25 protein-coding genes and 1 pseudogene are annotated in these 24,647 nt (G+C 63.8%); 13 read left to right on the plus strand and 13 right to left on the minus strand.

Features of this window, described 5'->3' with window-relative positions; genetic code table 11:
• Positions 1-191 precede the first annotated feature (191 nt).
• Both FHU31_RS12630 and FHU31_RS12635 read right to left on the minus strand, forming a co-directional pair.
• Positions 192-1,586, minus strand: coding sequence for an APC family permease (locus tag FHU31_RS12630; RefSeq protein WP_167158728.1), 1,395 nt, complete (start codon positions 1,584-1,586; stop codon positions 192-194).
• A 30-nt stretch (positions 1,587-1,616) separates the two neighbouring features.
• The gene (locus tag FHU31_RS12635; protein ID WP_237683028.1) at positions 1,617-2,534 is read right to left on the minus strand and encodes a proline iminopeptidase-family hydrolase; all 918 of its coding nucleotides are present in this window, start codon (positions 2,532-2,534) and stop codon (positions 1,617-1,619) included.
• 104 nt (positions 2,535-2,638) lie between these two features.
• On the opposite strand from FHU31_RS12635, the gene FHU31_RS12640 reads away from it, so the two are divergent.
• The gene (locus FHU31_RS12640; protein ID WP_167158732.1) at positions 2,639-3,406 is read left to right on the plus strand and encodes a FadR/GntR family transcriptional regulator; all 768 of its coding nucleotides are present in this window, start codon (positions 2,639-2,641) and stop codon (positions 3,404-3,406) included.
• 22 nt (positions 3,407-3,428) lie between these two features.
• Here FHU31_RS12640 and FHU31_RS12645 read toward each other — a convergent pair whose 3' ends face one another.
• Positions 3,429-4,007: a tRNA-specific adenosine deaminase gene (locus tag FHU31_RS12645; RefSeq protein WP_167158734.1), complete on the minus strand. Its 579-nt coding sequence runs from the start codon at positions 4,005-4,007 to the stop codon at positions 3,429-3,431.
• 64 nt (positions 4,008-4,071) lie between these two features.
• Here FHU31_RS12645 and dapA point away from each other — a divergent pair, with 64 nt between their 5' ends.
• From dapA to FHU31_RS12670, 5 genes are all read left to right on the plus strand, one after another.
• Positions 4,072-5,013, plus strand: coding sequence for a 4-hydroxy-tetrahydrodipicolinate synthase (gene dapA, locus FHU31_RS12650; protein WP_208410924.1), 942 nt, complete (start codon positions 4,072-4,074; stop codon positions 5,011-5,013).
• Between the two features lie 82 nt (positions 5,014-5,095).
• Entirely contained in the window at positions 5,096-6,784 is a 1,689-nt protein-coding gene (locus FHU31_RS12655) for a ribonuclease J (protein ID WP_263988096.1), read from the plus strand.
• Positions 6,785-6,803: 19 nt separating this feature from the next.
• Positions 6,804-7,532 (plus strand): HAD family hydrolase, encoded by a 729-nt coding sequence (locus tag FHU31_RS12660; protein WP_337788915.1) that lies wholly within the window; start codon positions 6,804-6,806, stop codon positions 7,530-7,532.
• 717 nt (positions 7,533-8,249) lie between these two features.
• Positions 8,250-9,122, plus strand: a complete 873-nt coding sequence (locus FHU31_RS12665; protein ID WP_167158740.1) for a sulfatase-like hydrolase/transferase — start codon at positions 8,250-8,252, stop codon at positions 9,120-9,122.
• Positions 9,123-9,179: 57 nt separating this feature from the next.
• Entirely contained in the window at positions 9,180-10,703 is a 1,524-nt protein-coding gene (locus FHU31_RS12670; protein WP_167158742.1) for a hypothetical protein, read from the plus strand.
• A 326-nt stretch (positions 10,704-11,029) separates the two neighbouring features.
• On the opposite strand, the gene FHU31_RS12675 is transcribed toward FHU31_RS12670, so the two are convergent.
• From FHU31_RS12675 to FHU31_RS12685, 3 genes are read right to left on the minus strand one after another with little or no spacing between them, the layout of a single operon-like run.
• Positions 11,030-11,902 carry an SAM-dependent methyltransferase gene (locus tag FHU31_RS12675; RefSeq protein WP_167158744.1) on the minus strand — a complete coding sequence of 291 codons (873 nt, stop codon included), beginning with the start codon at positions 11,900-11,902 and terminating at the stop codon, positions 11,030-11,032.
• Between the two features lie 23 nt (positions 11,903-11,925).
• Positions 11,926-12,744: a mycofactocin-coupled SDR family oxidoreductase gene (locus FHU31_RS12680; protein ID WP_090356593.1), complete on the minus strand. Its 819-nt coding sequence runs from the start codon at positions 12,742-12,744 to the stop codon at positions 11,926-11,928.
• Between the two features lie 7 nt (positions 12,745-12,751).
• Positions 12,752-13,063: a putative quinol monooxygenase gene (locus FHU31_RS12685; protein ID WP_090356591.1), complete on the minus strand. Its 312-nt coding sequence runs from the start codon at positions 13,061-13,063 to the stop codon at positions 12,752-12,754.
• Between the two features lie 179 nt (positions 13,064-13,242).
• Here FHU31_RS12685 and FHU31_RS12690 point away from each other — a divergent pair, with 179 nt between their 5' ends.
• On the plus strand, positions 13,243-15,873 hold the full coding sequence (locus FHU31_RS12690) for an FtsK/SpoIIIE family DNA translocase (protein ID WP_167158746.1): 2,631 nt from the start codon (positions 13,243-13,245) through the stop codon (positions 15,871-15,873).
• Between the two features lie 12 nt (positions 15,874-15,885).
• Here FHU31_RS12690 and FHU31_RS12695 read toward each other — a convergent pair whose 3' ends face one another.
• Positions 15,886-16,368, minus strand: coding sequence for an amino-acid N-acetyltransferase (locus FHU31_RS12695; RefSeq protein ID WP_167160977.1), 483 nt, complete (start codon positions 16,366-16,368; stop codon positions 15,886-15,888).
• A gap of 76 nt (positions 16,369-16,444) precedes the next feature.
• On the opposite strand from FHU31_RS12695, the gene pgsA reads away from it, so the two are divergent.
• The 4 genes from pgsA (at position 16,445) to pspM (ending at position 19,143) form a co-directional block, all read left to right on the plus strand.
• Positions 16,445-17,038: a CDP-diacylglycerol--glycerol-3-phosphate 3-phosphatidyltransferase gene (gene pgsA, locus FHU31_RS12700; protein ID WP_167158748.1), complete on the plus strand. Its 594-nt coding sequence runs from the start codon at positions 16,445-16,447 to the stop codon at positions 17,036-17,038.
• Positions 17,039-17,111: 73 nt separating this feature from the next.
• Entirely contained in the window at positions 17,112-17,447 is a 336-nt protein-coding gene (locus tag FHU31_RS12705) for a helix-turn-helix domain-containing protein (protein ID WP_167158750.1), read from the plus strand.
• A 73-nt stretch (positions 17,448-17,520) separates the two neighbouring features.
• Positions 17,521-18,333 (plus strand): phage shock protein PspA, encoded by an 813-nt coding sequence (gene pspA / locus FHU31_RS12710; protein ID WP_090356587.1) that lies wholly within the window; start codon positions 17,521-17,523, stop codon positions 18,331-18,333.
• 9 nt (positions 18,334-18,342) lie between these two features.
• On the plus strand, positions 18,343-19,143 hold the full coding sequence (gene pspM / locus FHU31_RS12715; RefSeq protein ID WP_208410213.1) for a phage shock envelope stress response protein PspM: 801 nt from the start codon (positions 18,343-18,345) through the stop codon (positions 19,141-19,143).
• A 5-nt stretch (positions 19,144-19,148) separates the two neighbouring features.
• Here the strand turns inward: pspM and FHU31_RS12720 are convergent, their stop codons facing one another.
• On the minus strand, positions 19,149-19,562 hold the full coding sequence (locus FHU31_RS12720) for a DUF5313 domain-containing protein (protein WP_167158752.1): 414 nt from the start codon (positions 19,560-19,562) through the stop codon (positions 19,149-19,151).
• Entirely contained in the window at positions 19,559-20,011 is a 453-nt protein-coding gene (locus tag FHU31_RS12725) for a limonene-1,2-epoxide hydrolase family protein (RefSeq protein ID WP_167158754.1), read from the minus strand. Before FHU31_RS12725 ends, FHU31_RS12720 begins: the two co-directional genes overlap by 4 nt.
• A 42-nt stretch (positions 20,012-20,053) precedes the next feature.
• Here FHU31_RS12725 and FHU31_RS12730 point away from each other — a divergent pair, with 42 nt between their 5' ends.
• Positions 20,054-21,226 carry a glycosyltransferase gene (locus FHU31_RS12730; protein WP_167158756.1) on the plus strand — a complete coding sequence of 391 codons (1,173 nt, stop codon included), beginning with the start codon at positions 20,054-20,056 and terminating at the stop codon, positions 21,224-21,226.
• Positions 21,227-21,235: 9 nt separating this feature from the next.
• Complete coding sequence (locus FHU31_RS12735) at positions 21,236-21,427, plus strand: DUF3046 domain-containing protein (protein WP_167158758.1); 192 nt, start codon at positions 21,236-21,238, stop codon at positions 21,425-21,427.
• An 11-nt stretch (positions 21,428-21,438) separates the two neighbouring features.
• Here the strand turns inward: FHU31_RS12735 and FHU31_RS12740 are convergent.
• The 4 genes and pseudogenes from FHU31_RS12740 to FHU31_RS12755 all read right to left on the minus strand — a co-directional run.
• A pseudogene (locus FHU31_RS12740) lies at positions 21,439-22,155 on the minus strand (DUF6390 family protein); the annotation flags it as partial.
• Positions 22,156-23,217, minus strand: coding sequence for a hydrogenase expression/formation protein HypE (hypE, locus tag FHU31_RS12745; protein WP_167158760.1), 1,062 nt, complete (start codon positions 23,215-23,217; stop codon positions 22,156-22,158).
• Positions 23,210-24,310, minus strand: a complete 1,101-nt coding sequence (gene hypD, locus FHU31_RS12750) for a hydrogenase formation protein HypD (protein ID WP_167158762.1) — start codon at positions 24,308-24,310, stop codon at positions 23,210-23,212. The genes hypE and hypD overlap by 8 nt, the downstream gene beginning before the upstream one ends.
• Positions 24,307-24,624 (minus strand): HypC/HybG/HupF family hydrogenase formation chaperone, encoded by a 318-nt coding sequence (locus tag FHU31_RS12755; RefSeq protein ID WP_167158764.1) that lies wholly within the window; start codon positions 24,622-24,624, stop codon positions 24,307-24,309. Before FHU31_RS12755 ends, hypD begins: the two co-directional genes overlap by 4 nt.
• Between the last annotated feature and the right edge of the window lie 23 nt (positions 24,625-24,647).

A 24,647-nucleotide genomic window follows, 5' to 3' on the forward strand; every position in this document is an offset into this window, starting at 1 on the left:
CGATTGGCCCGGGCCGCCGTCTCATTTTCTGAGGAATTTCACAGCTGAAGAGACGGCCGGGTCGAATGCAGCGGTGCGGCTATGCCTTTCCCGGGCAGCGGTGCGGGCGTCGGGTCCGGGCGCTCGAGAGCGGAAAGCGATACCGCCGGCGATCGCCGGCGATATCGCTTTCCGCGGTTGACTGGCGGCGGTTACGCGTCGTGGACGGGGACCGATGCGCGCCGGCCGCGTGCGACGTTGACGCCGAAGACGATGGCGCCGATCGCCAGCCACACCAGGCCGCCGATCTTCGCCAGTGGATCGGCATTGAACAGGACGTAGGCGATGATCATGAAGCCCACCGCGGGCACCACCAGGTGCAGCAGGTAGTTCTTCGACTTCTGGCGCACCAGGTAGTACCAGGCCACCGAGATGTGCAGCAGGCAGAACCCGAACAGGGCGCCGAAGTTCACCAGTGAGGAGATCAGCCCGATCTGGCCCACGAAGAACAGCACCAGCACCAGGCTCAGCGCGCTGACCACCAGGATGGCGGCGAACGGCACCCGGCGTGAGCTGATGATGGACAGGAATGCCGGCAGCTGACGGTCCCGGCTCATCGAGAACAGCAGCCGGCTGGTCGCGGCTTGAGCCGCCATGGCGTTCGCGAATCCCACGGCCAGCACGTTGACCACGAAGAACGCGTTCATCCAACCGGTGTTCGAGGCGGCCTGCACCAACAGGAAGAAGGCGTTACCGACCTCGTCGTCGCTGAAGGATTCGCGGCCGCCGGCGAGCAGGCTGGCAAGCCAGGTCTGGGCGATGAACAGGCCGGCGACGACGAACAACGCGATGATCATCGCGCGGCCCGCGGGATTGCGCTTGCCCGTGGATTCCTCGGCCAGCGTGGAGATCCCGTCGAAGCCGAGGAAGCTCAGCACGGCGATGGACAGGGCGCCCGCGATCAGCGGGGCGCTGATGGCGCCCGAGTTCCAGATTGGTGTGGTGCTCCACATGACATGGGGCAGGGTCTGGCCGTTGATGGCGCGCACCGCGATGACCACGAACACCACCAGGAACACCAGCTCGATGGCCAGGAACAGTCGGTTCACGATCTTCAGCGACCCGACGCCCAGCAGATTGATGACGGTGTTGACGACCACGAAGACGACGGCCCACACCCAGCGCGGGGTACCCGGGAAGAGGCCGATCATGGATTCTGCGGCGAACACGTACAGCAAGGTGGGGATCAGCAGATAGTCCAGCAGGATGGCCCAGCCTGCGAAGAATCCGAGCCCGGGGTGGATGCCGCGGCCCACGTAGGCGAACACCGAGCCGGCCAGCGGAAAAGACTTGGCCATCTGTGCGTATGCCAGTGCGGTGAACACCATGGCGACCAGGCCGATGAGATAGACCAGCGGCACCATGCCGGAGGCGCTGTTGTACACGGTGCCGAAGATGGTCCACGGCGCGATGGGCACCATGAACACGAGCCCGTAGACGATGAGGTCGACGGTCGACATCGACCGGTTGAGTTCCTGTTTGTACCCGAATGATTCGAGGCTGCGTTGCCCCTCACCGGTGGTGAGGTGGGCGGAGGTGGTGGCCATGGGTGTGTCCTGTCGGATTGGTGGTGGGGATCAGACCCGGGCGTCGGCGGCCAGATCGTGCAGGGCCAAGAAATCCGCGATCACCGCGCGGAATTCCTCGGGTTTCTCCAGGTGCGTGCAGTGGCTGGTGTCGGGGAAGACGTGACTGCGGGCGTCGGGGATGTGGTCGACGTAGGGCTGCCACGTCGCCGGGGTGGCTTCGTCGAATTCGCCGGCGACGACGAGCACGGGTGCGGTGATCGAGGGCAGGCGCTCGATCACCGTCCAGTGGCGCATCGTGCCGATGACGTGAAACTCGTTGGGGCCGTTCATGGTGTGGTAGACGGTGGGCTCGTCCAACATCTGTGCCTCGCTGTCGGCGAAGTCCTTGGGCATCGGCACCACCCGGCAGACGTGGCGGCGGTAGAACTCTTCGGTGGCGGCCAGGTATTCGGGATCGGTGACGGTGCCGTCGGCCTCGTGGCGGTCCAGGGCGGCTTGCGTGTCGGCGGGGAGCTGCGCCCGCAGTTCGGCTGCGCCCTCGACCCACAGTTGCATCGACGCCGGGGAGTTGCAGATGGTCAGCGACGCCAGCCCGTCGGGTCGCAGGACGGCGATCTCGGCGCCGAGCATGCCGCCCCAGGACTGTCCCAGCACGTGGTAGGACTCGATGCCCAGCGCGGTCCGGACGGCGTGGAATTCCTCGACGAACAGTTTCGGGGTCCAGAAGTCGGTCGGCGCGTCGGGCAGATGGGTGCTGCGGCCGCAGCCGATCTGGTCGTAGTGCACCACGGTGCGGCCGGTCTCGTCGGCGAGTGCGGCGATGTTGGCGACGTAGTCGTGCGCCATCCCGGGTCCGCCGTGCAGGACGATCAGGGGCAGCGCCGCGGGGCGCGGGTTGTCGGGGGTCGTGATCTGGACCCAGGTCTCGTGCTCGCGGAACGGGACCATGCGGGTGAAACGTGGCATGAGGCTCAGCATGGGACGTTAAAGGTCTCGCTGCAAGACCATTAATCAGCTTTTAACATTCGGTATCGATACTGTGCGCAATGACTGTGGAAGGGAGTGCCGCGATGACCCGGTCGGTCGGCGTGGGCATGCCCGGACTCTTGGAGAGCCGGCTTCAGTCGCCTTCGCGGGTGGACGAGATCACCGATCGGCTGGTCACGGCCATTGCCATCGGGGAGTACCTGCCCGGGGCGCGGCTGCCGTCCGAACGAGATCTCGCCGCGGCCCTGTGTGTCGGCCGGATGACGGTACGTGCGGCGCTGGCCCGGCTGGTCGAGCGGGGACTGGTCGAAACCAGGCGGGGTCGCGGTGGCGGAAGTTACGTGCTGTTGCAATGGCCGGAATCCTCCACCGACTCGGTGGGGCGCACGCTGACCATCCGGGTCGGGGAGCTACGTGACCGGTGCGACGCCATCTGCCGGCTGCACGGCGCGGTCTGCCGGGCGGCGGCCGAATCCCGTTCGGACGGCGATATCGCCATGTTGCGGGACCGGCTGGCCGCGTACGGCGATGCCGAGAGCGGACTGGCGGCACAACAGGCCGACAGTGCGCTGCACCTGGCCATCATGGACGCGGCGCACAACGCCGTCCTCAAACAGGTGCTGCTGGAACTGGAGGCCTCGGTGAGCATCGGTGCGCCCGCGCACGTGTGGGGCGAACCCGAGACCATGCGGCAGATGGAGATTCGGGCCTTGCGTGAGCACGAGCACCTCATCGACGCGATCGCCGACGGTCGCGGTGACGATGCCGAGGCGCTGGCGCGTGCGCATGTGGCCATCGACTTCGAGAACATCTCCACGGCGATGCGCCGCGCCGGCGTGCTCGTGGAGTGAATCCGGCCGGGCCCGTTCGCCGCTAACTCAACGGAATCTCGTTGCCATCTTTGGATTCCTGGTACTGCACCGACAACACGGCATACCGGTCCTCGATCAACTGGCGCCGGGCCAGCAGCTCGGTGCGCAGCGGTTCCTCTTCGGCGGACACCAACTCGGGGATGGAGTACGCCGTCCAGAACGCATTGGTGCGTCGATAACCGCCGGGCTCCAGACCGAACACCTCTTTCAGGATCAACAGGTCGTGGGGGATGGCGAAAGCATCCCGGGAGTCCTCGTGGCTGAAGAAGTAATAGAAATTGTCGAAACCAGCCCAGGTGATCGCCGACATGCACATCGTGCACGGTTCATGGGTGGACACAAAGAGCAGTTCTGCGGTCGGTGGATGCTGGGGGAGCTCGTAGAACTGCTTGAGAGTGTGCACCTCGCCGTGCCACAGCGGATTACTGGTCTCGTCATTGGTCCCCGCGATCACGAGGGACAGGTCGTCCTTGCGCAGGATCGCCGCGCCGAACACCTTGTTCCCGGCGCTCACCCCTCGTTCGGTGAGCGGCAGCACATCGAGATCGATCACGTCGAGGAGACGGCGGGCAAGGCTCATGCGCGACCCTAACGCCGCGTCGGCAGGCCCGCACGGCCGGCGTCCGGCTCTGACCACCCCCGGGATGCATAAATGGGACCTACCACCGGGTAATCTTGCCCCCGTGAGCACCACCGGAATCGACGTCAGCGCGCGTTTGGGCACCCTGCTGACTGCCATGGTGACGCCGTTCGGCCCGGACGGCTCGCTTGATCTGGCTGGTGCGAAGAAGGTGGCCAAGCATCTGGTCGACTCCGGATGTGACGGCCTGGTGATCTCCGGGACCACCGGGGAGTCGCCGACCACCACCGACGACGAGAAGATCGCCCTGCTTGAGGCCGTGCTGGAGGAAGTCGGAGACCGCGCACGGATCATCGCGGGCGCCGGCACCTACGACACCGCCCACAGCGTGCACCTGGCCCAGGCCAGCGCCGCCGCGGGTGCGCACGGTCTGCTGGTGGTGACGCCGTACTACTCACGGCCGACCCAGCGCGGGCTGGTGGCCCACTTCACCGCCGTCGCCGACGCCACCGACCTGCCGGTCATTCTCTACGACATCCCGCCGCGCTCGGTGGTCCCCATCGAGTGGGACACCATCCGCACCCTGGCGGCGCACCCGAACATCGTCGCGGTCAAGGACGCCAAGGGCGATCTGCACGGCGGCGGTCAGATCATCGCCGAGACGGGTATCACCTACTACTCCGGCGATGACGCGCTGAACCTGCCGTGGCTGGCGATGGGTGCCACCGGCTTCATCAGCGTCTGGGGCCATGTGGCTGCCGGGCAGCTGCGAGAGTTGCTGTCCGCCTTCAACTCCGGCGATATCGCCACCGCACGCAAGATCAATGCAGGATTGGGGCCGCTCTGCGAGGCGCAGGCCCGATTGGGTGGGGTGACGATGTCGAAGGAAGCGTTGCGCCTGCAAGGCATCGAGGTCGGCAATCCACGGCTGCCGCAGGTGCCCGCCGAACCGGCCGAGGTCGAGAAGCTGGCCGCTGATCTGCGCGCCGCCGGCGTGTTGTGCTAGTCGCTACTGGGCTATTGAGCACGCCCCTTTTCCAGAGCCTGCCAGCCGGATGGGCGATCACTGCTTGTGTAGGCTGCGTCTGGTGACCATTGCAGCGCCAATGCCTCTGGCTGAGGACGACATAAATGCCCTAAGAATCTACTCTCTAGGCGGCATCGGCGAGATCGGCCGCAACATGACAGTGTTTGAGTCGCAAGGCCGTCTTCTTATCGTCGATTGTGGTGTGATGTTCCCTGAGTCCGAGCACCCGGGCATCGACGTCATCCTTCCCGATATGAGAGCTATCGAAGATAGGTTGGCCGATATCGAAGCACTGGTCCTGACACACGGCCATGAGGATCATATAGGCGCGATACCTTTTCTACTCCGGATGCGACCGGATTTGCCAGTTGTCGGTGCTGAGTTCACCCTTGCGCTCGTGGGCGCAAAGTGCGCGGAGAAAGGTCTCAAACCGCGGACGATTGAGGTCGTTCCGGGTCAGAATATTGAGTTTGGCCCATACCGCTGTGAATTCATTTCGGTATGTCATTCGATTCCCGATTCCATGGCGATTGCCATTCGCACCACTGCGGGGCTTATTTTGCATACGGGGGATCTTAAGCTCGATCAACTCCCAATCGACGGCGTGACAACGGATCTCTCCAGATTTGGCGCACTCGGCGCGGAGGGCGTGGATCTGCTCCTGGTCGATTCTACAAATGCCGATGTGCCGGGATTCGTAGGATACGAACGAGATATCGCTCCGGTGCTGGACAACCAGGTGCGCCGTGCTCGCGGTCGCGTGATTATGACTTCTTTCGCGAGCAATATCCACCGTATTCAGCAAGCAGTGGACGTCGCGATATCCAACGAGCGTAACATCTGTTTCGTAGGTAGGTCTATGCTGCGAAATGTTGCGATAGCACAAGAGCGTGGCTTGCTGGTCGTCCCTAGTGGATCCGAAGTATCTATTAGTGAGGCAGCGACCATGCCGGATCATCGTCTCGCGATAGTGTGTACTGGTTCGCAGGGCGAACCGCTATCCGCCCTCGCGCGGATGGCAGAAGGTACGCACAGACAAATTTCGATCACTGAAGGCGATTTGATACTATTCGCCTCTTCTCTCGTTCCGGGTAACGAAACCGCGGTGTACCGGCTAGTTAATAATCTCATACATAAGGGCGCTAGCGTAATCACGCAGAATGACTATCCGATTCACGTATCTGGTCACGCGAATGCTGGCGAGCTATTATTTCTCTATAATTTGATAAAGCCTCGAAATGTCGTTCCGGTACACGGTGAATGGCGGCATCTAGCGGCCAATGCCAGATTGGCGAAGCTCACTGGAATTGATGAACGCAATGTGCTGGTGGCTCGAAATGGGTTAGTGATGGACCTTCGAAACGGCGTTTTGGAGACGGCCGGTCAGTTGCCTGTAGGCATGGTTTACGTTGACGGGAGCGTGGTGGGTGACATCGACGATACGACCATTTCGCACCGGCGCATCCTCGGCGAGGATGGATTCATTTCTGCTATAGCCACTGTAGATCTCAATGCCCGCTGCACCGTGGGCAAGCCCGTACTTAACGCACGGGGGTTCTCGGCGGACTCGACAGCCCTCGAAACCGTATCAATCGAGGTAGAAGCCGCGGTAAAGCAAGCCCTGGAAGATAGTGAGGTTACTCCCGAGCACCTCGTTAGGGAGATGCGACGAGTCATTGGCCGTTGGGTTTCGAGGACATATAAGCGGAAGCCGATGATCGTACCGACTGTGGTCGAGATAAGCTCCTGAGCGCGGTGTTACCTACGCCGTGAAACGGGCAGCCCTCGACACTCTCGCAGTCTATTCCGATCGTCCAATCGATGCGGTTCTATTCGACTGGGGCGGCACTTTGGCCCAGTACCTCGGCGATACTCCGCGGGAGTGCGTTTATTTCGCTGCGAACCAAGTGTTGCCGAGTCGCATAGCTGACTCGTTTGCCGACGTGGTATCGCAATTAATTGAACAATCTTGGTCAGCCGGACCGAACGTTAGGGATACCATAAGCTCGCTCACTATGCGAGCAGTGAGTATAACGGAAAATCCCGAGATCACGGAAGATATCGGACGGCTGTTTATTGGATCTTTTCTTAGCGTCCTGGCAACTTTAATACGGCACAACAATACGGCAGCGACGGTTCTGGCAGGTATAAGGCGACAAGGCATCAAAACGGCGATGGTATGCAACACGATCTGGCCAGCAGCTTGGCACGATGACCTATTGGCTAGAGATGGCCTTATCGCACTGTTGCCTATCCGTACGTATTCTAGCCAGACCTTCGTCCGCAAGCCTGAGCCAAGAGCATTCCAAATTGTGTTGGATCGGCTACAAGTTAAAGCACATGGCTGTGTATTTGTCGGAGATCGAGGCGACGAGGACATTGACGGGGCGGCGGCGATGGGCATGGCTACAATCTGGGTGCGGAATGGCTATAGTGAGCCTTTCCTGCATCGACCTGACCAGGTCATTGATTCAGTTAGTGAATTAGTTGCTGATTGACCACGATGACTTCTAGTGTTTTGCGACTGCGTGAAAGACTATCCAATAGTGTGCTGATTGCGATTAGACGCGCGGGCATTCCGGCGGATGCGCTCTACGGATCGTGGGCGTTCGGTGACTTTCATCTCGATGAAGGACGGTTGGAAACGTTCAGCGATTTAGATCTGATGATTCCTGCTGGATCAGTGTCCGACTCTGCTTTGTCGTCCTTTCAGGGGACTTTGTCCCAGATAATCCCATTAACAATTTCGGTGAGACGTCACGACGACTTGGCCGGCGATATCAGTAGCGCAAGTGACCGGTGGATTACTCTAGTTGGCTTCGCCTCGTCGATAAGTAAAAAGGATCGACCTATAGAGTCGAATTATCGTTCGTATCTGGAGGCGAAGACTCTGCTAATGTTGTTGCGCGAGGATCGCGATTCCAGATACGCTGAAGTAGCCGAGGGAATCGGGACCAGTGCGGCGCGAAACGCGCTAGATCTAAAGACCGGCGCCGCTTCGAGATGGGATCGCGATTCGTACTTAACCGTACTGTTGGATGGCGTTACTGAACCATTTCGGACGATTATGTCTTTGATTTTGCAATGTGGAGAGATAGACTTGCAAATTGTAGAAATGCTATGTTGTGGTCTGGACGGTGTGGCACACGAAATGCCGGCTACACTCACGTCGCATACACGATCAAAGTTGGCCGAAATGCGAAAGTATATCTGACATGCGGCAGGATAACGTGCTATTTATTACTCTCGACTCTTGCCGATTAGACACTGCGATATCGACTCACACTCCGAACCTGGATCGAATTGGCCGATTGATTCCTAGTTATACGACCGCAACGTTTACATTGCCAGCTCATTTATCATTCTTTTCAGGTTTCCTTCCAGTGCCGACCGGACCGCACTTGTATCTTGGCCGGTATGCACGGGTATGGCGATCGCAAGCGGCGCGGCCGACATCGAAAGCTGTTTACGAATGGATTGATACTCCGACAATTATCGAGCATTATGGCCGACGTGGCTATCTGGTGCATGGGGTTGGGGGCGTCCAATTCTTTGACCCACGGAATGAAGCGAATTTTCTGCCCGCGCTATTCGATTCATTCGAATATTGCGGACCGAGTGCCGGCCAAGCAATCGAGGATGGCCCGGTGGCGTTTACAGCGCATGCACTCGAGACGGCGGTTGCAAAGATGAATGGGACCGTGCCGTTCTTCCTCTTTGCGAACCTGAGCGAAACGCATTATCCTTACCACTCGCCCGGATGTTCGGACGACGAGGCGACCCGTGACGCGTTGAGAATCATGCAGTTGTCGGAAGGCGAGAAACGGTATCCGGCGATTGCCGAGGGAAGACTTATCGAATTGCTACAGCCTGCACGTACTCGACAACGGGAGTCATTGCGGTGGATTGACACGATGTTGGGGCGAGTCCTGGACATCTTGTTAAATGCGGAAATGCCAACTCTCATTGTGGTCTGCGCCGATCACGGCGAATCATTCGGTGAAGGCGGACTTGTTGGCCACGGGCATCCCGCTCCAGAAGTAATGACTGTGCCGATGTGGGCTGGTCTGGTAGGCCCAACCCACTAGAAATGCGCGAGTTAATATTGCGCGCGCTCAGCTTTGAATGCCTGTAGTATCCGGCGAATGACGACCGAGATGCCGATGCCCGTTGGTGACGAGTCCATTGCCGATACTCCGTTGCGGTGGGCGCCTGAAAGTCGTCCCTTGAGTCGGCATGAATTCTATCTTGTATATCCGTTCAAGACGCAACTACAGGATATAACAGAATTGCGCATGTGGGACAACTACACTCACCGTCTCACGAATGCGCAGCTAGAGCGCGAGTTGCGCGACTCCTATGCTTTTCTGCCGCACGCTAGGAATTCACATTACGCGCGCTTTGCGGGCGATCTTGAGGAAGCAGATTTGTGCATCTTCGATGGCTATCGGAACGGCACCAATTCCGTTCGATTGACTTTACGTAGTTCCGAACATTTGAAGTACTTTCCACGTCGCGCGACCGTATTTCGGGCAGACAAAACTTACTTTACTATCAGTGTTGATGTCGGATGGGTAGATATTTTCTTGTTTCCTTCTGGGTTTGGCTTTCTAGTATACAAATTCTCAACCAGTAAGTTAACTGTCGAGGATGCAGGTGTTGTTCATCGAAGTATAAAAAAGGTCTACTACCGGGAGCGTTTGCGGGTGAATCCCCCGGTGCTTCACATAATAGGTCATCTTGAACGAAACTGGCAGACGATGTTAGCCGATTTGTTGTCTGAATTTGATGCCGATATTGCGGATGAATGGGCGCAGACGCACGCTTCAAGTTTTCGTGTGATGAGCTTAGCGATCGGTCCGGATCTGGCGAATGATGGCATTCGATACGGCAATATTGAGGGTTCTGAGGAGGGGCATTTAATCTCGCTGATCACAGGTGAGGACCTTTCGACTATTTCCCATCCGGGCAAGGATTTGGTAGATACGAGCCGTAAGCGAGGTAGGTTGGCCTACTGGCGCGACTGGTCGGGACTTTTTCTCTGGGATGATGTTGCGTTCATCGGAACGGAAACGGAATTCACCACAACTCACCTCGTTCATAATGTCGAGGCTATGTATCTGCCGCTATTTATCTACACTCTCTATCAAAGTCTTCGGCTTAGTGAGATATCAGTACAGCTCGGTGCATTGTCAGTTGAGGCGCGTGCCAAGCGTAATGGTGTGCTAGGTAAGCTGGAAAAGCTCAATTCTGAACTTCGCTTTTTTCGTAGCAACTTCATGTTCTGGGAGATTAGTCGTCAGCCAGTAATGGCAGCCCTGTTTAATCGTCTCGTATCGCACTTTGAAACTGGTTTGCTCTTTGAACAGATCGAACACGATATCGAACGAATGTATCAACAAGAGCGGACCGTAGGGCAGGAGCGGCTGGCGCTTTTCGTGGGGTTGGCGACATTTTTTGCATTACCGGTTGGCGGGTTGCTGGCGGCGTTCAGCGGGTCAGTATCAAGCTTTCTTCACGATAGTTGGATGAGGTGGCTCCTTACGGTTTTTGTTGTCACACTTTCAGCGCTCGGATGGCTAGTGGCCTCGGATCGCGTGAGGGTCCCGCTAAGGGAGGATTGGGCAAAGATCAGACGCCGGATATTGTTTGGGCGTCGGTTGTCTTAGTGCCGGTTTGATCGTCGTTACTGGGGGATAGCGGCGTGTGTGTGCATATGGGTTGGATGACATGGTGGCACCGCAAACGTTCGCGTATTGGTGTGTGAGGCGCAGCGCCTTTGGTTGGCACCGCCCCGCCCTAACGGAAGGCTTCGGCGAACGGCCGGTCGCTCGCCTTGCATTTCACCGACGCAATGTTGCCGCTCAGGGGTGAGGGCAGCCGTCAGAGGTAGTTCGGGGGCCTCTTGAAAGATCACACCGGCTGTCCGAGCAAGTGGGTCGGCGAGGTGTACCGCCGCCAGCCGATGATCGTGCCGACGGTGATCGAGGTCTGATCAGACCCGCACCGCCACGGCGGCCCACTCGATGGGCGAGGCGGTCAGTTTCCGTCCGGTCGGACGGATGTAGGTGTCGCGGTAGTAGCTCGGTCCGGCCTGCTCGATCAACCGCCACCCGTAGCCGGCCAGGATCTCCTCGACCCGTTCCGGCACGAAACCCGATTTCCATACCTGGCGGCGTACGCGGAACCGGCGGTGCAGCGCTCGCGCGCCGTACAGGTTGGCGCCGTCGATGAAGTCCTGCCGGATGTAGGTGAAGATCATCCGGCTGCCGGGTACGACGGCGCGCAGCTGCTCGAATGTCGCATGCAGGGCCTGCGGGGTGAGGTACTGGGTGACCCCCTCCCAGATGAACAAGGTGTGTCCGGTGTCGTGGAAGCCAGCGGCGGCCAGCGCGGCGACCACGTCATCCCGCTCGAAATCGACGCTCACCAGGCGTACCGACGCCGGTACCGAGCCGAAAACCCGTTGTACCGTGGCGGTTTTGCGGTCGATGTTGAGTTGCTGATCGACCTCGAACACCGGGAGATCGCTGTAGCGGGCAATCCGGTAGGGGCGGGTGTCCAGGCCCGCACCGAGGATGACGACGGTGTCGAACTCGGTGACCGGATCGGAGACCCGTTCGTCGATATAGCGTTTGCGGCAGGCGATGCTGGCCCACAGGCCGGGACCGGACCGTTCGGTTGCGGCGACCACCGCCCGGCGCAGCATGCCGAGGCGCAGCAACCCGACCACCGTGCGCATGCCGCCGGGCAGGAAAGATTGCGCCAGATCGTCATCGACCAACCGGCGTTGCGGTGCCTCATGGTGCTCGACCGCCGCCAGCACCATCGGCCCGAAAGCCGTCTGCGCCTCCGGATTCCCTGCCATCGGCCGCCCCCCTTTTGTTGTGCTCAGCGTTTGTTGACGTACCCCGCATCCACCGGAAGCGCCACCCCCGTCACGTAGCGCGCCGCGTCGGACACCAACCAGTACACCGCATTGGCAATGTCCTCGGGTTCCAGCGTCTGCACCGGCAGGGCGTTGGTCATATCCGGTCCGCGGAAGGACTGCTGCGCCATCCCCTCAAGCCAGGACCGAGTGAACTCGTTGTCGATCATCGGGGTGTTCACCCCCGCGGGATGCACCGAGTTCACCCGGATATTGAACTGTGCCAGGAAATTCGCGTACACCCGCATCAGGCCGACGACACCGTGCTTGGCCGCGGCGTAGCCCACCGACCCGCCGACCGGCGAGCCCAGACCGACCAGTCCGGCCACCGAGCTGGTGAGCACGATCGCCCCGCCGTTGCCGAACTTGATCATCGGCTTCATCGCGACGTCGACGGTGTGGTAGACGCCGGTGAGGTTCACGTCGAGCACGTCCTGCCAGGCGTTCTCGTCGGCCATCGGCGCGATACCCGCGTTGGCGATCACGATATCGAGCCGGTCGCCGAGCGCCTCGGTACCTGCCCGCAGCGCCGTCTTGAGGGAATCTCGGTCGCGGACATCGGCTTCCGTGGCGAAGATGCGCGCGCCGGACTCTTCGACGAGCTTGACGGTGGCCGCCATGTCGTCGCGGGTGGCCAGCGGGTAGGGCACCGACGCGATCTGATCGCAGAGATCGACGGCGATGATATCGGCGCCTTCGGACGCCAGTTTCAGCGCGTGCGCGCGACCCTGGCCGCGCGCGGCGCCGGTGATGAAGGCAACTTTGCCGGTCAGGGCGGCCACGGGTGCCCTACCGCAACTTGCCCTTGGCGGGATCGCCGGCGACCACCGGTGCGAGCATCTTGATATCCGGTGCGCCGTCGAGGTGCTCGCCGATGGTGCCGAACAACGCGCCGATCGCGGGCGCGGTGCTGTGCGTCTTGAGCGCCTCCTCGTCGGCCCACTGCTCGACGAAGACGAAGGTGCCATTGGCCTCATGAAGCGAGTACAGCTCGCAGCCCGGCTCGGAATGGACGGCCTCGATCGCCGTCTTGGCGGCGTCACGAACGAGGTCGATGGACTCAGGCTTGGCGGTCAGGGTGGCGACGACGACAACAGGCATGACTAGGCGGCTCCTCGATGAGTGTGACCAGACAGTTGTCCAGTCTACGTTCCTAGGGCAGGAGCGCAGCGACCCGGCACATTTCCGCATGTGATGACGCATCGGTAGGCAATCGAGACCCATTTGTGACAGGTGTGGCAGATGTTGAATCTGGGGCTATTGCGACTAGGCTTGAGGCCATGGCCAACAAGACCGCAGCCAGGTCCTCGACCCGTTCGACCAGGTCAAAGGCTGGTTCGGCGAGCAGCACCCGCGGCGCCGCCAAGCCCGCGCGTCCCGCTGCCCCGCGCAGGAAGCCAGCGAAGTCGGGTCGGCCCGCTCCGCGCCGGAACTCGTCGCCGCTGGCGACCGCGGGTGCCGCCGTCGGCCGGGGCACCCGGGCAGGCTGGCTGATGCTGGCCAAGGGCGCCGGCTCGACCGCCCGTTCGGTGGGACGTGCCCGCGAGCTCGAGCCGGGGCATCGCCGGGACGGCATCGCGCTGGCCCTGCTCGGTGTCGCGGTGATCGTCGCGGCGAGCTCGTGGTTCGACGCGGCCCGGCCCGTCGGCGGCTGGGTCGATATCGCGGTACGTACGGTGATCGGTGGGGCCGTGGTACTGGTGCCGCTCATCCTCGGCGTCGTCGCGGTGGTGCTGATGCGCACCGAACCCGATCTCGATGCCCGCCCGCGCCTGATTCTGGGCTCGGTGATGATCGCGTTGCCGGTGCTGGGTCTGTGGCACATCTGGTCGGGCGGACCCCAGGATCCCGACGCCCGCCGGCATGCCGCGGGTTTCATCGGCTTCGCGATCGGTGGCCCGCTGTCCGACGGGCTCACCGTGTGGATCGCCACCCCGCTGCTCGTCATCGGGGTGCTGTTCGGTCTGCTGTTGGTGACCGGCACGACGATCAGAGAACTGCCCGACACCTTGCGGGATATGTTCCGCACCAGGGCTTTTGACGATGAGTACGACGAATACGACGACGAGTACGACGACGATCGCGCCGCGTCGAGTGAGTACGCCGACGACTTCTCCGACGGTTACTACGACGATCCCGCCACCTACGGTGACGGCGATATCCAGACCTGGCCGACCGCCGAGCTGGCTCGTCCCGCTGGTACGCCGATGGACAATTACCCGCTGCCGGAACCGATCTCGGATGACGATGGGGCGAGCGCAGCGACGGGATATGGCGGGGCGAGCGCAGCGCCGACCCTGCCGGAGCCACGCGCGATCGAAGCGTCCAAACCGGTCCGCAAGAAGCTGGAAACGCCCAAGAAGAAGCAGGACGACACCCTGGTCGTGGACCGGGTCGTCGAGGGTCCGTACGTGCTGCCGGCGTTGGACCTGCTGATCGCCGGGGAACCGCCCAAGAAGCTCACCGCCGCCAACGAGCACATGACCGATGCGATCACCTCGGTGCTGCAGCAGTTCAAGGTCGATGCCGCGGTCACCGGGTGCACCCGTGGGCCGACGGTCACCCGCTATGAGGTGGAGCTGGGCCCCGGCGTGAAGGTCGAGAAGATCACCGCGCTGCACCGCAACATCGCCTACGCCGTGGCCACCGAGAGTGTGCGCATGCTGGCGCCGATCCCGGGCAAGTCCGCCGTCGGTATCGAGGTGCCCAACACCGACCGGGAAATGGTGCGCCTGGCCGACGTGCTCACCGCGCCGAGCACCCGCCGCGACCATCACCCGCTGGTGATCGGACTGGGCAAGGACATCGAGGGCGACTTCATCTCGTGCAACCTGGCCAAGATGCCGCACCTGCTGGTGGCCGGGTCGACCGGCTCGGGTAAGTCCAGTTTCGTCAACTCGATGCTGGTGTCGCTGCTGGCTCGGGCCACCCCGGAAGAGGTCAGGATGATCCTGATCGACCCGAAGATGGTGGAGCTCACGCCCTATGAGGGCATCCCGCACCTGATCACACCGATCATCACCCAACCGAAGAAGGCCGCCGCTGCGCTGGCCTGGCTGGTCGAGGAGATGGAACAGCGCTACCAGGACATGCAGGCGTCTCGCGTGCGTCACATCGACGTCTTCAACGAGAAGGTGCGTTCGGGGGAGATCAGCGCACCCCTGGGCAGCGAGCGGGTGTACAAGCCCTATCCCTACATCCTGGCCATCGTCGATGAGCTCGCCGACCTGATGATGACCGCGCCACGTGATGTCGAAGAGGCGATCGTGCGGATTACCCAGAAGGCGCGCGCCGCCGGTATCCACCTGGTGCTGGCCACCCAGCGTCCCTCGGTGGACGTGGTCACCGGCCTGATCAAGACCAACGTGCCGTCCCGGCTGGCGTTCGCCACCTCCTCGCTGACCGACTCGCGCGTTATCCTGGACCAGCCCGGAGCCGAGAAGCTGATCGGCATGGGTGATGGGCTGTTCCTGCCGATGGGCGCCAACAAGCCGACCCGTATGCAGGGTGCGTTCATCACCGACGAGGAGATCCACGCCGTCGTCGAGGCCACCAAGGCCCAGGCCGAACCGGAATTCATCGACGGCGTCACCAAGGCCAAGCCGACCGGTGAGCGTACCGATGTCGACCCCGATATCGGTGACGATATGGACGTCTTCCTGCAGGCCGTCGAACTGGTGGTGTCCTCGCAGTTCGGCTCCACCTCCATGCTGCAGCGCAAGCTGCGGGTCGGCTTCGCCAAGGCGGGCCGACTGATGGACCTGATGGAGACCCGCCAGATCGTCGGGCCGTCCGAGGGATCCAAAGCGCGCGAGGTGCTGGTCAAGCCCGACGAACTGGCCGGGACGCTGGCACTGATCCGTGGTGGGGCCGACGCCAACGGCGCCGACGCGGACGACGAGGACTTCTAGAACGGCGAGCTCTCAGAGCGTGAGCAGCATCCGGGTGTTGCCCAGGATGTTCGGTTTCACGTAGGACAGGTCGAGGAACTCGGCGACACCGGTGTCGTACGAGCGGCACATCTCCTCGTACACCTCGGCGGTCACCGGGGTGCCTTCGATCTCGGTGAACCCGTGGCGGCCGAAGAAATCGGTCTCGAAGGTCAGCACGAAGATGCGCTGGAGGTGCAGTTCGCGCGCCACGTCGAGCAGCTGCGCCACCACCCGGTGCCCGACGCCCGCGCCGCGCACCTTCGGGTGCACCGCGACCGTGCGCACCTCACCCAGATCGGCCCACAGAACGTGCAGGGCGCCACAGCCGACGATCTCGCCACCGAGCTCGCCGACCCAGAACTCCTGGACGGCCTCATAGAGGTTGACCAGGTTCTTCTCCAGCAGGATCTTCCCTGCGTAGATGTCGACGAGCGCTTTGATGGCCGGTACATCGGACGTCCGGGCCCTGCGCACAATCAGGGGATCGACCAGCTGATCAGGCGCCTCATTCACAGCAGCGAGAGTATCGGCATGCGCAACCGATATCCTGATGCCCGTGCCGGGCCAACCAGATATCGATCCTGCGGTACCCCGCGCGTCCGTCGCCAATATCGCCAACCTGCTGACGGGCGTGCGCCTGGTGCTCGTGCCGGTGTTCGTCTACACCCTGTTCATCGGTGACGGCCATGAAACGTTCTGGCGGACAACTGCATTCGTGATCTTCGCGGTGGCGGTCATCACCGATCACTTCGACGGTGCGCTGGCCCGCAGCTACGGCATGGTCACCGAGTTCGGCAAACTGGCCGATCCGATCGCGGACAAACTGCTGATCGGCGCGGCCCTGGTCGGTCTTTCGATGCTCGGCGATCTGCCCTGGTGGATCACCGTCGTCATCCTGGTCCGCGAGATCGGTGTGACGGTGCTGCGGCTGGCGGTGCTGCGGCACGGGGTCATCCCGGCCAGCCGGGGCGGCAAGCTGAAGACGCTGGTCCAGGCGGTGGCGATCGGTCTTCTGATCCTGCCGCTGTCGGGTCTTTGGCTCACCACGGCGACCGTGATCATGTGGGTCGCGGTGGTGCTCACGGTGCTGACGGGCATCGACTATGTGATCTCGGCCATCAAGGATTCCCGGACACGTTCCTGACTTCGGGAACCGACGGCGCACCGGTCGCGTTGATCCGAGTAGGTCAAGCCGCCCGACGTTGAAGGAGACCGCGATGACGACGACATTGCTGCGCCAGGTGATCGGCGAGGTGCTGCGGCATGCGCGGACCGCCCAGGGCCGGACCCTGCGTGACGTGTCCGACGCCGCCCGGGTCAGCCTGGGCTATCTGTCCGAGGTGGAGCGTGGCCGCAAGGAGCCGTCCAGTGAGCTGCTCGCCTCGATCTGCGAAGCGCTCGACGTGCCGTTGTCCAGCGTGCTGTTCGACGCCGGTGAACAGATGGCGCGTCAGGAGGCGGGTGCGGGCTACGGCGTCGGATGTATCGACGAGACCACGAAGGTCGTCATTCCTCAGGTTGCGGCTCCGATTGCGTCGATGGCGGTGGCCTGACGCCCTGGTTAACCGATAGGTTGGCACCAAGCAAAAGCGCAATCTCGACAGATACGAAGGCGGAAACGTTCCCATGGCCAATCCGTTCGTCAAGGCGTGGAAATACCTCACGGCGCTGTTCAACTCCAAGATCGACGAGCACGCCGACCCGAAGATCCAGATCCAGCAGGCCATCGAAGAGGCGCAGCGTCAGCACCAGGCACTCACCCAGCAGGCTGCCCAGGTCATCGGCAACCAGCGGCAGCTGGAGATGCGCCTGAACCGTCAACTCGCCGATATCGAGAAGCTGCAGGCCAACGTCCGCCAAGCCCTGACGCTGGCCGACCAGGCCACCGCCGCCGGGGACGCCGCCAAGGCCACCGAGTACACCAACGCCGCCGAAGCGTTCGCGGCGCAGCTGGTGACGGGCGAGCAGAGCGTCGAGGACCTCAAGGCCCTGCACGACCAGTCGTTGCAGGCGGCCGGGCAGGCCAAGAAGGCGGTCGAGCAGAACGCCATGGTGCTGCAGCAGAAGATCGCCGAGCGCACCAAGCTGCTCAGCCAGCTCGAGCAGGCCAAGATGCAGGAGCAGGTCAGCAAGTCGCTGCAGTCGATGAGCGAGATCGCCGCGCCCGGTACCACCCCGAACCTCGACGAAGTGCGGGAGAAGATCGAGCGCCGCTACGCCAACGCGATGGGCGCCACCGAGCTGGCTCAGAACTCGGTGCAGGGCCGCATGATGGAAGTGCAGCAGGCAAGCGTGCAGATGGCCGGGCATTCCCGGCTGGAGCAGATCAGGGCGTCGATGCGCGGTGAGGCACTCCCGTCCGGTGGCGCTGCTGCCGCGCCGGCCGGCCCGGCCGTCAACCCGCCGGCGGCTGCTCCCGAAGACCGGCTCTCCCAGTAGGTTTCGCACATGATGGGGAGTTCGCAGTCAGGCCGCCGGGAGACCATCTCGGGCCTGATGCAGCGCGGTATCGACACCGCTGCCGAGTTCTCCGATGTGCTTGCCCAGAAGCTGGCCGCGGCTGCCGACCCGCGCGCCAAACTGCTGCGTAAGCGGCGCTGGGCGCGGCGGCTGGCGTGGTTCTTCGCGGCCACCACCGGATTCTGGATCCTGGTGACCGGCGTGCTGGCGTCCTGGAGCACCCCGGTGTGGGCGCTCATCGTCACCGGTGCGATCGCTGCGGCTGCCGCCTTCCCGACCACGCTGCTGTTCCTCCGGTATCGCTGGTTGCGGCGTGAACCGCTGCCGGAGACCGCGGCGCCGCGCCGGCTGCCGCCCCGCGGGTCGGTGGCCCGCGCACCGATGTCGGCGCTGGCTTCCTCCGAACGCGGACTGCTGTCGCTGCTGGGCGTGCTGTCGCGATCGCGGCTGTTACCCGACGGCGAACTGCGCGAGATCTCCGTGGTGGCGGCACAGACGGCGTCGACCATGGCCGCGACGGCAGCCGAGGTGGTGGCGATGGAGCGGGCCGCCGCCGTGTCACCGCAATCGCGGACCCATCTGGCACCCACCATCGACGCGTTCACCGTCCAGTTGCACGCCGGCGCCCGGCAGTACGGCGACATGGTCACCGCTGCAGCGCAATTGGTGTCGGCGGTCAACGCGCCGACGACGGCCGCGCGCTACCGCGACGAGCTGACCGGGGCCACCGATCGGCTGCAGGGCTGGGCGCAGGCGTACCACGAGCTGGGCCAGTTGCGCGGCGCCTAGATCGTCTAGATGTCGTGGGTGCCCGTCTCGGCACCGTCCGGGCGGGGCCCGAACCGCTCGATGTAGGACCGGTGCTTGTCGGCGTCTTTCTCCCGCTGGATCTTGTCGATCAGATGCGGGTCCAGACCGTGCACCCGAAGCATGTGCTTGCGCCAGATCTTGTTCAGGGCGTGCGAGAAATAGATGAACGGGATGAGGATCGGGATCGTCATGCTCGCCCGTGTGACCAAATCCGTGGGGACGAACCAGAACGGGATGAGGATCAGCACCGCCGGGACCAGCACCCGCACCATCACCCGCCGGGTCGCGCCCGGTCCGGTCAGGTCGTTGCGGACCCAGTCCAGCATCGAATCCGGCAGTCGCCGGTTGCAGCAGTAGCCGATCAGCTGGAACAGGTTGGGTGTGGTGCGTTCGCTCATGTCAGCTTGGGACGCAGGGCGGGGATCAGCGCGCCGAGCACGCCGCGCACGATGGCCTTGGCGAAGTCGAACTGGTCGAAGTAGTCGCGCCACAGGGTGATCCGGCCGTCGTGCACCTCGAACACCCCGCACACCCAGAACTGCAGCCGCACGGGGCCGAAGATCAGCACATCGGTGCGTTCGTTGAGCACGGACGCACCGTCGGCGGCCGAGCGGTGGATCAACACGTCGAAGCCGAGGCTGGGCCGCTCCATGGCGCGGAACAGCTTGATCGCACGGCGGCGGCCGTAGACGGTCGGCAAGCCGACATTCTGGTAGACGAGATTCTCGTCGAGAAGTTCGGCGGCGGCATCCAGGTCGGGTGCACGCAGCGTGTTCAGGAATGCCTCGACGGTGGCGATGTTCTCGGCCCCCGCCCGGTGCTCGGCGGCCACCTGCTGCTCTGTCATGTCCCTCAGGGTAGAGGGTCGCGCGTGTGGCAGGGTGGGCGCGTGCGCGTCGCGGTGGTCGCCGGGCCTGATCCCGGACATGCATTCCCGGCGATCGCACTGTGCCTGCGTTTCCTGGCTGCCGGCGATGCACCGACGCTGCTGACGGGCGCACAGTGGCTGGAGACCGCCCGGGCCGCCGGAGTCGATGCGGTGCTGCTGGCCGGGCTGGATCCGCAGGACGGCGAGGACGACGGCGACGCCGGCGCCAAGATCCACCATCGTGCGGCCAGGATGGCGCAACTCAATCTGGCTGGATTGCGTTCCGTGGCGCCGGACCTGGTGGTCTCCGACGTCATCACCGTGTGCGGTGGGATGGCGGCCGAACTGCTCGGGCTGCCGTGGGTCGAACTCAACCCACATCCGCTGTATCTGCCGTCGAAGGGGCTGCCGCCGTTGGGCAGCGGTCTCGCCCCGGGCGTGGGACTGCGCGGCCGGGCCCGCGACGGGCTGATGCGGGCCCTGACGGCACGGTCGGTCCGAGACGGGGACCGGCAGCGGGCCCAGGCGCGCGCCGGAATCGGGTTGCCGGCAGCAGATCCGGGCCCGTTACGCCGGCTCATCGCCACCCTTCCGGCCCTGGAGGTGCCCCGCCCGGACTGGCCGGCGGAGGCCGTGGTGGTCGGGCCGCTGCATTTCGAGCCGACCTCACACGTGCTGCACCCTCCGGCGGGTGACGGGCCACTGGTCGTGGTCGCACCGTCGACGGCGACGACCGGTACCGCCGGCCTGGCGGAAGTCGCGCTGTCGGCGCTGAGGCCCGGGCAGAATCTGCCCGAGGGCACGCGGGTGGCGGTCTCCCGGCTGGCCGGCGCCGATATGGAGATCCCGCCGTGGGCGGTGGTCGGGCTGGGCCGCCAGGACGAACTCCTGGCCCAGGCCGATGTGATGGTGTGTGGTGGTGGCCACGGCATCGTGTCCAAGACCTTGTTGCACGGTGTGCCGCTGGTGACGGTACCCGGCGGCGGCGACCAGTGGGAGATCGCCAATCGTGTTGTGCGCCAAGGTAGCGGGCCGCTGATCCGGCCGTTGTCGGCGGAAGCGTTGGTGACGGCGGTGTCCGAGGTGCTCTCGGGCCCGTCCCATCGCGGCGCGGCGCAACGGGCCGCGGCGAGTGCCGGCACGGTGGCGGATCCGGTACGGGTGTGCCATGACGCACTGTCGGCTGCTGGGTAGGTTGGTGGCGTGCGGCTCACCGAATTCAACGAACGTGTCACCGGGCAGTTCGGCGCGGCCTATGGCGCCTCGGTGCTGGTGGACCACGTGTTGAGTGGGATCGGGCGTACCGCTGCGGAGGCCATCGAGGCCGGTGTCGAACCGCGCGACGTGTGGCGGGCGCTCTGTGCGGATTTCGAGGTGCCGCGCGACGTGTGGTGAGCCCGCGCCGCCGCGACCAACTCCAGCGTCCTGGCGGTGGCGGTGTCGAGTGCGGCGCATTCGGTGTCGTCGAGCGTCCCGCACACCCAGTCCCAGTGCGCGGAGACGGCCTCACCCGGCACCGGCCGGGCCACCAGCGACACACCGTCGCGGTGCCACCGGACGTGTTCGGGGGCAGGCGCTCCCAGCCGGAGATCGCCGTCGGTGAACGTCAGCGGCCGCGACAGCATCAGTACGTGTTCGTCGGTGACCGATACGACCGTTCCCCAGCGGATACGGCAGTTCTGCATGACGCGCAGCGGTGTGGCCGGGTCGCGATCGAGCAACCGGATCCAGGGATAGACCGCGAACACGTGGAAGCTGTGGTGGGCGAGCACCCCGGCCGGATCCAGCGGGGCCGTCAACATCCCGGTGGTCTGTCGGTGAAACGCGGTGCGCAGCCGCTGCAGCAACTCCCGCGGGTTGACGTCAGCCAGCAGGGCGCCGCCCACCCAGTAGGCGCGGACCACCTCGGCGTCGAGTGGATCGTCGAGGCCGGCCGCATCCGCGATGGCTCGCAGGTACGGCCACGCGCCGTCGAATTCGACCGCGTGCCCGGCGAGTCCGGAGGGTCCGCGGGCATCCGGATTCACCGGCCCGCAGTAACCCAGCTCGTTGGGCGGATAGGCGTACCGGGCGAACAGCGCGTGGCCCGGCGGGATGTCGTCGTGCGCGGTATCCGGGCTCATTCAGCAGATCCGCGGTAGCTGTTCACCGATCGGCAGGTCCACCACCCGGGTACCGCCGAGCGCGGTCCGTGCCACCACCATGCCCGGATGGTCGGGAACGCAGTGACCGATCACGGCGGCGTGCGCACCCAGCGGATGGGCGCGCATCGCGGCCAGCACCCGATCGGCGTCGGCCGGGCGCACGAACGCCAACAGCTTGCCCTCGTTGGCCACCTGCAGCGGGTCGAGGCCGAGCAGTCCGCACGCGTCGCGCACCTCGCCGGGGATGGGGAAGTGGCGTTCGTCCAGCGCCACCCCGACGCCCGCGGCCGTGGCGATCTCGTTCAAGGTGGCGGCCACGCCGCCGCGGGTGGGGTCGCGCAGCACGTGCAGATCGGCACCGGTGTCGAGCATCGCGGACACCAGACCGTGCAGCGGCGCGGTGTCACTGGCGATGGTGGTCGCGAACTCCAGGCCCTCGCGGCAACTGAGCACCGCCACCCCGTGCACCCCGATATCGCCGCTGACGATCACCACATCGCCCGGGACCGCCCGCTGCGGACGGATATCGGCCCGGTCGTCGATGACGCCGATGCCGGCGGTGTTGATGAAGACGCCGTCGCCGTGGCCGGCGTCGACGACCTTGGTGTCTCCGGTGACCAGCCGGACCCCGGCGGCCAGCGCGGCGGTGCCGAGGGCGCTCGCCACGTGGGCGATGTCCTGCAGCGCGGTGCCCTCCTCCAGGATGAACGCCGTGGACAAGGCCAGCGGTTGCGCGCCCACCATCGCCAGATCGTTGACCGTGCCGTTCACCGCGAGATCGCCGATCGTGCCGCCGGGAAAGACCAACGGCCGCACCACGAACGTGTCGGTGGAGAAGGCCAGCCGCACACCGCCCAGCCCGATGACGGCGGCATCGCCGAGCCCCGCGTCGGCCGCCGTGCCGTAGGCGGGCAGGAAGAGATGTTCGATCAACTCCGCCGACATCGCACCACCTCCGCCGTGCCCCATCACGATGTTGGGCGCATCGCGCAGCGGTGCGGGGCACACCCACGACTGGAGGTCGATCGACACGTCAGACATGGGTCACCTCCAGTCGTCGGTAGAGGTAGTAGGCGGCGCAGGCGCCCTCCGAGGAGACCATCGTCGCGCCCAGCGGATTGCGGGGCGTGCATTCGCGGCCGAACGCCGCGCACTCATGCGGTGTGATCAGACCCTGCAATACCTCACCGGACCGGCAGATCGCCGACTCGGCGGTGTGGATGCCGCTCACCGAGAACCGGTGTTCGGCATCGAAGTCGCGGTAGGCGTTCGACAATCGCCAACCGCTGCGGGGGATCATGCCGATCCCGCGCCAGGTGCGGTCGGTGACGTCGAAAACATCGGCCAGCATCGCCTTTGCGGCGACATTGCCGTGTTCCTGCACGGCACGCGGATAGGCGTTCTCCAGCTCGTGGCGGCCGGATTCCAACTGGATCACTGTGCGCCGGATACCTTCCAGGATGTCCAGCGGCTCGAATCCGGTGACCACGATCGGGATCCGGTACTTCTCGGTCAGCGGCGGGTACTCGCCGGTGCCCATCACACAGCACACGTGCCCGGCGGCAAGGAACGCCTGCACCCGGCACGTCGGCGACTCCATGATCGCCGCGATCGCCGGGGGCACCAGCACATGGGACACCAGAAGCGAGAAGTTGCCGATACCTTGGCGTTTGGCCTGGTACACGGTCATGGCGTTGGCGGGTGCGGTCGTCTCGAAGCCGATGCCGAAGAACACCACCTGCCGGTCCGGGTTCTCGCGCGCAATGGTCAGCGCATCCAGTGGTGAGTACACCACCCGGACGTCGGCGCCTTCGCTCTTGACCCGGAAGAGATCCTTCGCACTGCCCGGCACCCGCAGCATGTCGCCGAACGAGCAGAAGATCACCTCGGGTCGGGCCGCGATGTCCAGGGCCTTGTCGATCATCTCCAGTGGTGTGACACACACCGGGCAGCCGGGACCGTGGATCATCTCTATCTCGTCGGGCAGTAGCTGGTCGATACCATGCCGGATGATCGAATGTGTCTGTCCGCCACAGACTTCCATGATCGACCAGCGCCTGCTGGTGGCCGCGCGGATCTGTTCGACCAGCTTGCCGGCCAGTGCAGGATCGCTGAACTCGTCCAGATACTTCATGGTGTCACCTCGGTGGTTGCCGTGCGCTCGGGCGAGGTCAGCCCCGCCTGCCTTGCCGCGATCTCGAATCCGTCCCCGAATTCCTCGTCGAGCACCCCGAGATGCTCGAACTCCGCCAACGTCCGCTTGGCCGATTCCTCGTCGAGGCGCTGGATCGCAAACCCCACATGAACCACGACGTAGTCGCCGACGGCCGCATCGGGGATGTACTGCAGGCAGACCTCTTTCTGGATGCCGCCGAAGTCGACCAGCGACATCAGGGTGCCGTCCCGGTCGGCGAGGTTCAGGATCTTTCCCGGAACTGCCAAACACATGGTGCCTCCTTCTTTCGACCGAC

It is taken from the genome of Mycolicibacterium fluoranthenivorans, assembly GCF_011758805.1.
Lineage (GTDB): Bacteria > Actinomycetota > Actinomycetes > Mycobacteriales > Mycobacteriaceae > Mycobacterium > Mycobacterium fluoranthenivorans.

Excerpts from the sequence above, each read along its gene's own strand:
- FHU31_RS12670 (WP_167158742.1), top strand. The coding sequence starts at position 9,180 with ATGACGACCGAGATGCCGATGCCCGTTGGTGACGAGTCCATTGCCGAT.
- pspM (WP_208410213.1), top strand. The coding sequence starts at position 18,343 with ATGATGGGGAGTTCGCAGTCAGGCCGCCGGGAGACCATCTCGGGCCTG.
- FHU31_RS12675 (WP_167158744.1), bottom strand. The coding sequence starts at position 11,902 with ATGGCAGGGAATCCGGAGGCGCAGACGGCTTTCGGGCCGATGGTGCTG.
- FHU31_RS12685 (WP_090356591.1), bottom strand. The coding sequence starts at position 13,063 with ATGCCTGTTGTCGTCGTCGCCACCCTGACCGCCAAGCCTGAGTCCATC.
- FHU31_RS12645 (WP_167158734.1), bottom strand. The coding sequence starts at position 4,007 with ATGAGCCTTGCCCGCCGTCTCCTCGACGTGATCGATCTCGATGTGCTG.
- FHU31_RS12665 (WP_167158740.1), top strand. The coding sequence starts at position 8,250 with ATGCGGCAGGATAACGTGCTATTTATTACTCTCGACTCTTGCCGATTA.
- FHU31_RS12630 (WP_167158728.1), bottom strand. The coding sequence starts at position 1,586 with ATGGCCACCACCTCCGCCCACCTCACCACCGGTGAGGGGCAACGCAGC.
- FHU31_RS12755 (WP_167158764.1), bottom strand. The coding sequence starts at position 24,624 with ATGTGTTTGGCAGTTCCGGGAAAGATCCTGAACCTCGCCGACCGGGAC.
- hypE (WP_167158760.1), bottom strand. The coding sequence starts at position 23,217 with ATGTCTGACGTGTCGATCGACCTCCAGTCGTGGGTGTGCCCCGCACCG.
- hypD (WP_167158762.1), bottom strand. The coding sequence starts at position 24,310 with ATGAAGTATCTGGACGAGTTCAGCGATCCTGCACTGGCCGGCAAGCTG.
- pgsA (WP_167158748.1), top strand. The coding sequence starts at position 16,445 with ATGCCCGTGCCGGGCCAACCAGATATCGATCCTGCGGTACCCCGCGCG.
- FHU31_RS12635 (WP_237683028.1), bottom strand. The coding sequence starts at position 2,534 with ATGCCACGTTTCACCCGCATGGTCCCGTTCCGCGAGCACGAGACCTGG.
- FHU31_RS12640 (WP_167158732.1), top strand. The coding sequence starts at position 2,639 with ATGACCCGGTCGGTCGGCGTGGGCATGCCCGGACTCTTGGAGAGCCGG.
- FHU31_RS12705 (WP_167158750.1), top strand. The coding sequence starts at position 17,112 with ATGACGACGACATTGCTGCGCCAGGTGATCGGCGAGGTGCTGCGGCAT.
- pspA (WP_090356587.1), top strand. The coding sequence starts at position 17,521 with ATGGCCAATCCGTTCGTCAAGGCGTGGAAATACCTCACGGCGCTGTTC.
- FHU31_RS12725 (WP_167158754.1), bottom strand. The coding sequence starts at position 20,011 with ATGACAGAGCAGCAGGTGGCCGCCGAGCACCGGGCGGGGGCCGAGAAC.
- FHU31_RS12690 (WP_167158746.1), top strand. The coding sequence starts at position 13,243 with ATGGCCAACAAGACCGCAGCCAGGTCCTCGACCCGTTCGACCAGGTCA.
- dapA (WP_208410924.1), top strand. The coding sequence starts at position 4,072 with ATGCATAAATGGGACCTACCACCGGGTAATCTTGCCCCCGTGAGCACC.
- FHU31_RS12720 (WP_167158752.1), bottom strand. The coding sequence starts at position 19,562 with ATGAGCGAACGCACCACACCCAACCTGTTCCAGCTGATCGGCTACTGC.